The sequence below is a fragment of the Stenotrophomonas sp. 05L44_2 genome (assembly GCF_056665995.1).
Genome location: NZ_JBFTNR010000186.1, coordinates 1 through 5,950, shown reverse-complemented (window position 1 = coordinate 5,950; position 5,950 = coordinate 1). Strand labels below are relative to the sequence as shown.

Below are 5,950 nucleotides of genomic sequence, written 5' to 3'. Positions count from 1 at the left end.
CACCTGGCGCGGCAGCCGCTCGAACAACACCGTGCCCAGCTCCTGCTCCAGATGGGCAATCTGATGGCTCAGGGCCGACTGCACGACGTGGCAGCGCGCGGCCGCACGGGTGAAGTTGCCCTCTTCAGCCAGGGCCACGGCGAACTCGAGCTGCTTCAGGTTCACACCCGTATCTCAATTCCAGATGACAGCGATGATGATGATTCATTTCCATCATGACCGCAGCAGGCAGACACTGTGCTGCCCTGCTTCACGGAACATCGCGTGTCTCCTTCCCTTCCTCCCCTGCAGCGCTGGCAGATCCTGTTGATGTCGGTCGCCACCGGCGTCGCGGTGGCCAGCAATTACTACGCGCAGCCGTTGCTGCATACCATCGCCGATGCCTTCGGCGTGCCTTTCGGCCAGGTCGGCATGGTGGTGACCGCTGCGCAGTTGAGCTACGCMGCTGGCCTGATCCTGCTGGTGCCGTTGGGTGAYCTGTTCGAGCGCCGCCGGCTGATCGTGGTGATGACGTTGCTGTCGGCCAGCGGGCTGGTGATCAGCGCGTGCGCGCCGTCGTTGCCATGGCTGCTGGCCGGTACCGCGATCACCGGGTTGTTCTCGGTGGTGGCGCAGGTGCTGGTGCCGTTCGCCGCCACCCTGGCCGCACCGGAGCATCGCGGCCGCGTGGTCGGCACGCTGATGAGCGGGCTGCTGCTGGGCATCCTGCTGGCACGCACCGTGGCCGGGCTGCTGTCGAGCCTGGGCGACTGGCGCCTGGTCTATGCGATCGCTGCAGGAACGCTGGTGCTGACCGCGCTGGCCCTGCAGCGCGGCCTGCCGCGTTTCCACCACAGCGCCGGGCTGAGCTACTTCGCGCTGCTGCGCTCGATCGGCACGCTGTTCGTGCAGGAACCGGTGCTGTGCCAGCGCACGCTGCTCGGCGCGTGCAGCTTTGCGATGTTCGCGATCTTCTGGACGCCACTGGCCTTCCTGCTGGCGCAGCCGCCGTATGCCTACAGCGACGCCACCATCGGCCTGTTCGGGCTGGTCGGTGCCGCCGGTACGCTGGCTGCCGGCCTTGCCGGGCGCATGTCGGATCGTGGCCAGACCGGCCGGGCCACGGCCATTGCGCTGGTGCTGTTGCTGCTGTCCTGGCTGCCTCTGGGGCTGTCGGCGTATTCGCTGCTGGCGCTGCTGGTCGGCGTGGTGGTGCTGGACCTGGCCGCGCAGCTGCTGCATGTCAGCAACCAGAACCTGATCTACGCACTGCAGCCGGAGGCACGCAACCGCCTCAATGCCGGTTACATGACCGGCTATTTCATCGGGGGTTCGCTGGGCTCGCTGCTGTCGGCACAGGTCTACCAGCGTTTCGGCTGGACCGGCGTGTGCGTGGCCGGTACCGCGGTGGCGGTACTGGCCCTGCTGGTGTGGCTGCCCAGTGCCTGGCGCGCACGCCAGGCCGCGTCGGCCGACTAGAAGCTGCCCTGCAGCGCCAGTTCCCAGCGTCCACCGGCATTGCCCGGGAACAGACGCTTGGCGGCGCTGTCGGTGTCATGCACGGTGGCGCGCAGTTCCCAGGCCGGCGTCAACGTGGCAATGGCACTGAGCTGGCCATGCAGGTAGTCCGGCCCCTGCGCGGTGGCCAGCCAGTACTGCCCCACCGCCGCTTCCAACCGCACGCGCTCGTTCAACGGCACCCGCACGCCCAGCTGTGCGTAGGTGCCGCGACGGCCGCCGGCCAGGGCATCGTTGGAGTGGGCAACCTGCAGCCAGGCGCGTTGCTTCCAGGTGGTGGTGACATTGAGTTCGGTCCAGTCCAGTGCGCGGCCAGTGCCCGGATAGACATACCGGGTGAGGTTCGCATCCAGGCTCCAGTCCGGCGACAGCGCGCCGGACCAGCCGGCGACGAGATCGAACTCGCTGCGTGCCCCGCTGTCCGGCGTGAACGAGACATTCGATCCCCATGCGCTGGCATACCAGCCCGAACCCACCGTCACCTTTGCCCCCACCTGCGCGGCCGGATCGCCCTCGCTCTGCGAACTGCCGCGCCAGACATAGTCGCTGGTCAATGCCGCCGTGCCACTCACCTGCACCTGCGCCTGCACGCTGCCGGCGCACAGCAGCCCCGCCAGTGCGGCCGCGCTGGCCATGATCATCCCCTTGCTCTTCACTGCACTCACTTCCTCGTCGAAGGCGGTCTGTCCGCCGGGACGGCAGTGTCGATGGCAGGGCCGTAACGGTTCGATGGCGATGCTGCCGTGCCAGCGCAAATTCAGCGTAAATCCGCGCTGCGGTGGGCGCGGTATCATGCGGGCCTATTTCCAGGAACCAACCACGTGGACGCCATCCTGACCCCGGTATCGATCGGCGAGCTGATCGACAAGATCACCATTCTCGAGATCAAGGCCGAGCGCATCGACGATGCGACCAAGCTGGCCAACGTGCGCACCGAGCTTGACGGCCTGCTGCCGCTGCTGCAGCAGCAGCTTGACGCGCAGCCGGCACTGGCCGCGCTGAAGACGCAGTTGAAGGCCATCAACGAGCGCATGTGGGAGATCCAGGACCAGCTGCGCGACAAGGAAGCGGCGCAGGTATTCGACGAGGCGTTCATCCAGCTGGCGCGCGGCGTGTACGGCACCAACGGCGAACGCGTACAGGTGAAGAACGAGATCAACCGTGTTGCCGGTTCGGCGTTGGTCGAGGAAAAGCAGTACCAGGGCGAGTAAGCGCGCCCGTCAGCCACACTCCAGCAGGTGGCGGATGCGGAACAGTTCGACATCGCTGCGGATGCCGAGCTTCTGGTAGGCCGCTTTCTTCTGCGTGCTGATCGTGCTGGCCGAGCGCTGGAAGCGCCGGGCCACTTCGCCGGTGCTGCACCCCTGCAGCACCAGCCGCAGCACTTCGCGTTCACGCCGGCTCAGTGGCGTCAGGCTGGGCGCCGACATGCGCCGCGCGCGCGATCGATTCAGCTGCGTGCGCAGCTCCGGGGGCACGAACCGCCCACCGCGGGCCACCACGTCCACCGCGCGCAGCAGCATTTCCGGCGTGGTCGCCTTGGACAGGAAGCCGCGTGCGCCGGCCTGCATCGTCGTGGCCACGGTGCTGGCATTGCAGTGCGCCGACAGCACCAGTATCGGCAGGCTGGGCCAGCGCCGGGACAATCCGCGCAGCAGCTGCAACCCGTCGCCAAGATCCCCCAGCGGCAGCGCATCGATCACCAGCAGGTCAACGCAGCCGGGTTCGCGTTGCAGCAGTTCCACCAGGTCATCTTCGTTGGCGTAGCTGCCGCGCACGTGCACGCCGCTGTGCTGGTGCAGCAGCACTTCCACCCCCAGCCGCAGCACCGGATGCGGATCCAGCAGCGCCAGACGGCGCGGCCGGTCGGGGAGCAGCGGTGGGAGTACGGGCGGCATCGCGGTGTATCCGGCAGCACGGGATATCCACCGTAGGCCGCCACTGGCGGTGGCGGAATCCAATTCATTGCAATGCAACATGACGCCGCGCATCGCAGTCAGACTCTGTTCTGATTCCCACAACGCAACAGGCCCGGCAATGCCGGGCCTGTTTCAGCACGAACAGCGCGCGGGCGCGCCGTAGATGCAATTACCAGCTGAAGCGCGGGCCGACGGTGTATTCCTTGTCGCCGTGGCGGTTCATCTTCAGCTCGCCGTTCAGGCCCCAGTTCTGGTTCAGCTTGACCTGACCACCCAGACGGCCGTACCACTGGCTGTCGATGTCGACGCCGTGCTTCTTCGAATAATCTTCGTAACCGACCAGGCCGTAGACCTCAGCGTGGGCACCGAACGCGGTACGGATACCGGCTTCAGCGCTGTAGCCGTTGAAATCCAGGCCGTGCTTCTGGTCGAACTTCTGGTAGGCGACGCGGGCAACGAAGTCGGTCGACGGAGCGATTTCGACGTTGTAGCCGGCACCGACCTTCCACTGGTCAACCTTGATGTTGGTGTGGTCGACTTCCTGACGGCTGTACTCGCCGAAAGCGTGGAAGTTCGGCAGGAAGCCGTAGGAACCCTTCACGCCCCAGCCATCAGCCTTGATGCCGTCAACGTCGGTCTTGGCGTAGTCAGCCTCGGCGTAGTTGTAGGACAGGTTCTCGGCGGCCGAAGCGGTGAACGGCAGGGCAGCGGCCAGAGCCAGAGCAATCAGCGAATTCTTCATGGGGGTACACCTTTACTTTCTTATGGTGTGCAGCAGCGCCAGGGCGCCATCGCATCGGGAATGTAAATTCTCCGTTATTCGCCACAACGCTCCCTGAAAACAGCGGTCTTCGCATTGCTGAATTTTTTGCATTGATTCAGCAAGGCTCAGGCATACGCGCGCGGTACGCGCACGCGCTTCGATTCAATGGCGCGGCAATCGATGTCGATTTGCCGCGCCCTGAAGCGTCGACTCAATGAAGGCCGTGCACCTGGCACGGTCCATTCCGGAGGCAAGCGATGAGCTACATCGATGGTTTCGTCCTGGCGGTGCCCACCGCCAACAAGGAGAAGTTCCTCGCCCACGCGCGCAGCGGCGACGTGGTGTTCCTCGAACACGGCGCGCTGCGCGTGGTCGAGTGCTGGGGCGATGACGTGCCGCACGGCAAGACCACCGACTTCTTCGGCGCGGTGAAAGCCACGGCGGAGGAGACCGTGGTGTTTTCCTGGATCGAGTGGCCGGACAAGGCCACCCGCGATGCAGGCATGCAGAAAATGATGGAAGACCCGCGGTTGGACCCGTCGAAGAATCCCATGCCGTTCGACGGTGCACGGATGATCTACGGCGGATTCGAGCCGATCTTCGAACTCAAGCGCTGACCCGGGCGGGCGTCCTCAGCGGGCGCCCGCTTCATCCTCACCGGCCGCGTGGCCGGCACCCAGCGCAGCACCGGCACCAACACCCAGCCCGCCCATTCCGGCACCCATGCCGCCGCCACCGCCGCCACCTCCACCGGTGCGACCGCCCTTGGCGTCGCCCTCGTTGCGGCCCTTGCCACTTCCGCCACCGCTGCCCGCAGGGCGGGTAGGCCCTTGGCGCGGGATCTCCAGGTCGGCCGGTACCGGCGCAAGGTCCAGCGCCTCGCGGACGAAGTCGCGCAGCGAGATCACCAGTTCGTGTGTGTGCACCGCACGCCCCTGTGCCAGTTCACTGGCAGCGCGCGCGGCCAGCCGTACCTGCTCGTCGGTGCCCAGCAGCAGGATGTCCGACAAGGCCGCTTCGACCGCATCGCGGATGCGCCGGGCCCGATCCGAGCCCGGCTCGGCGATGCCTTCTTCGTGGGCCCGCTGGCGCAGGTCGCGCAGGTGGGTTGGATCGACCCCCAGCTCACCGGTGAAGGAGCCGCCCAGCGTCTTGTAGGCCGCCATCAAGGTACGCAGCCGCTCATTGATCTGCCGATTCTCTCGTTCGCGGCGCTGCTGCAGGGTCTGCATCACCAGCAGGCGGATGCCCACGCCGAGCAGGGTGATCAGGACCAACCCGGCCAGGGTGGACAGCACGCCCTGCCAGGAACTGAAATCGATGCCGCGCATGGTCAGGGCTCCTGCGGAAGACCTTCATCTTGCCCCAGGCTGCTGCCRCAGATCCACGCCAGGCAATGATCAGTCCCCCCCCCCGAAAACGCAGAAGGCCCTCCCGCCCGATGAGCGGAAGGGCCTTCAAACCACGCGCGATTACTTGCGCTTGGCAGCCTTGCGCACGGCCTTCTTGGCCGGAGCCTTCTTGGCCACGGCCTTCTTCAGCGGTGCAGCCTTCTTGGCGACCGTCTTGCGGGTAGCAGCGACCTTCTTGCCGACAACCTTCTTGGCAGCAGCGGTCTTCTTGCCGACAACCTTCTTGGCAGYGRCGGTCTTCTTGCCGACGACCTTCTTGGCAGCGACGGTCTTCTTGCCGACGACCTTCTTGGCAGCGACAGTCTTCTTGCCGACGACCTTCTTGGCAGCGACGGTCTTCTTGGCGACGACCTTCTTGG

The 5,950-nt window shown here is 66.0% G+C and carries 8 protein-coding genes and 1 pseudogene; 3 read left to right on the top strand and 6 right to left on the bottom strand.

Annotated features, from left to right (window positions below):
- Positions 1-165, bottom strand: a 165-nt coding sequence (locus AC1VAN_RS08510) for a LysR family transcriptional regulator (RefSeq protein WP_480985624.1), incomplete at its 3' end; no start/stop codon positions are given.
- Positions 166-309: 144 nt separating this feature from the next.
- Here AC1VAN_RS08510 and AC1VAN_RS08505 point away from each other — a divergent pair.
- Positions 310-1,458, top strand: coding sequence for an MFS transporter (locus tag AC1VAN_RS08505; protein WP_428700737.1), 1,149 nt, complete (start codon positions 310-312; stop codon positions 1,456-1,458).
- On the opposite strand, the gene AC1VAN_RS08500 is transcribed toward AC1VAN_RS08505, so the two are convergent.
- Entirely contained in the window at positions 1,455-2,153 is a 699-nt protein-coding gene (locus AC1VAN_RS08500) for a TorF family putative porin (RefSeq protein WP_080150464.1), read from the bottom strand. The genes AC1VAN_RS08505 and AC1VAN_RS08500 overlap by 4 nt on opposite strands.
- A gap of 165 nt (positions 2,154-2,318) precedes the next feature.
- Here AC1VAN_RS08500 and AC1VAN_RS08495 point away from each other — a divergent pair, with 165 nt between their 5' ends.
- Positions 2,319-2,708 carry a DUF6165 family protein gene (locus AC1VAN_RS08495; protein ID WP_025878366.1) on the top strand — a complete coding sequence of 130 codons (390 nt, stop codon included), beginning with the start codon at positions 2,319-2,321 and terminating at the stop codon, positions 2,706-2,708.
- A gap of 9 nt (positions 2,709-2,717) precedes the next feature.
- Here AC1VAN_RS08495 and AC1VAN_RS08490 read toward each other — a convergent pair whose 3' ends face one another.
- Positions 2,718-3,395: a response regulator gene (locus AC1VAN_RS08490; RefSeq protein ID WP_033832821.1), complete on the bottom strand. Its 678-nt coding sequence runs from the start codon at positions 3,393-3,395 to the stop codon at positions 2,718-2,720.
- A gap of 190 nt (positions 3,396-3,585) precedes the next feature.
- Positions 3,586-4,158: an OmpO family porin gene (locus AC1VAN_RS08485; RefSeq protein ID WP_025878364.1), complete on the bottom strand. Its 573-nt coding sequence runs from the start codon at positions 4,156-4,158 to the stop codon at positions 3,586-3,588.
- 278 nt (positions 4,159-4,436) lie between these two features.
- Between AC1VAN_RS08485 and AC1VAN_RS08480 the strand changes: the two genes are divergently transcribed.
- Positions 4,437-4,796: a DUF1428 domain-containing protein gene (locus AC1VAN_RS08480; protein ID WP_025878363.1), complete on the top strand. Its 360-nt coding sequence runs from the start codon at positions 4,437-4,439 to the stop codon at positions 4,794-4,796.
- A 15-nt stretch (positions 4,797-4,811) separates the two neighbouring features.
- Here AC1VAN_RS08480 and AC1VAN_RS08475 read toward each other — a convergent pair whose 3' ends face one another.
- Positions 4,812-5,510 (bottom strand): hypothetical protein, encoded by a 699-nt coding sequence (locus AC1VAN_RS08475; protein ID WP_059064128.1) that lies wholly within the window; start codon positions 5,508-5,510, stop codon positions 4,812-4,814.
- 141 nt (positions 5,511-5,651) lie between these two features.
- Positions 5,652-5,950, bottom strand: a pseudogene (locus tag AC1VAN_RS08470) (histone); the annotation flags it as partial.

Bases quoted from the DNA above. Each gene is read 5' to 3' on its own strand.
- AC1VAN_RS08475 (WP_059064128.1), bottom strand. From the start codon at position 5,510: ATGCGCGGCATCGATTTCAGTTCCTGGCAGGGCGTGCTGTCCACCCTG.
- AC1VAN_RS08490 (WP_033832821.1), bottom strand. From the start codon at position 3,395: ATGCCGCCCGTACTCCCACCGCTGCTCCCCGACCGGCCGCGCCGTCTG.
- AC1VAN_RS08480 (WP_025878363.1), top strand. From the start codon at position 4,437: ATGAGCTACATCGATGGTTTCGTCCTGGCGGTGCCCACCGCCAACAAG.
- AC1VAN_RS08485 (WP_025878364.1), bottom strand. From the start codon at position 4,158: ATGAAGAATTCGCTGATTGCTCTGGCTCTGGCCGCTGCCCTGCCGTTC.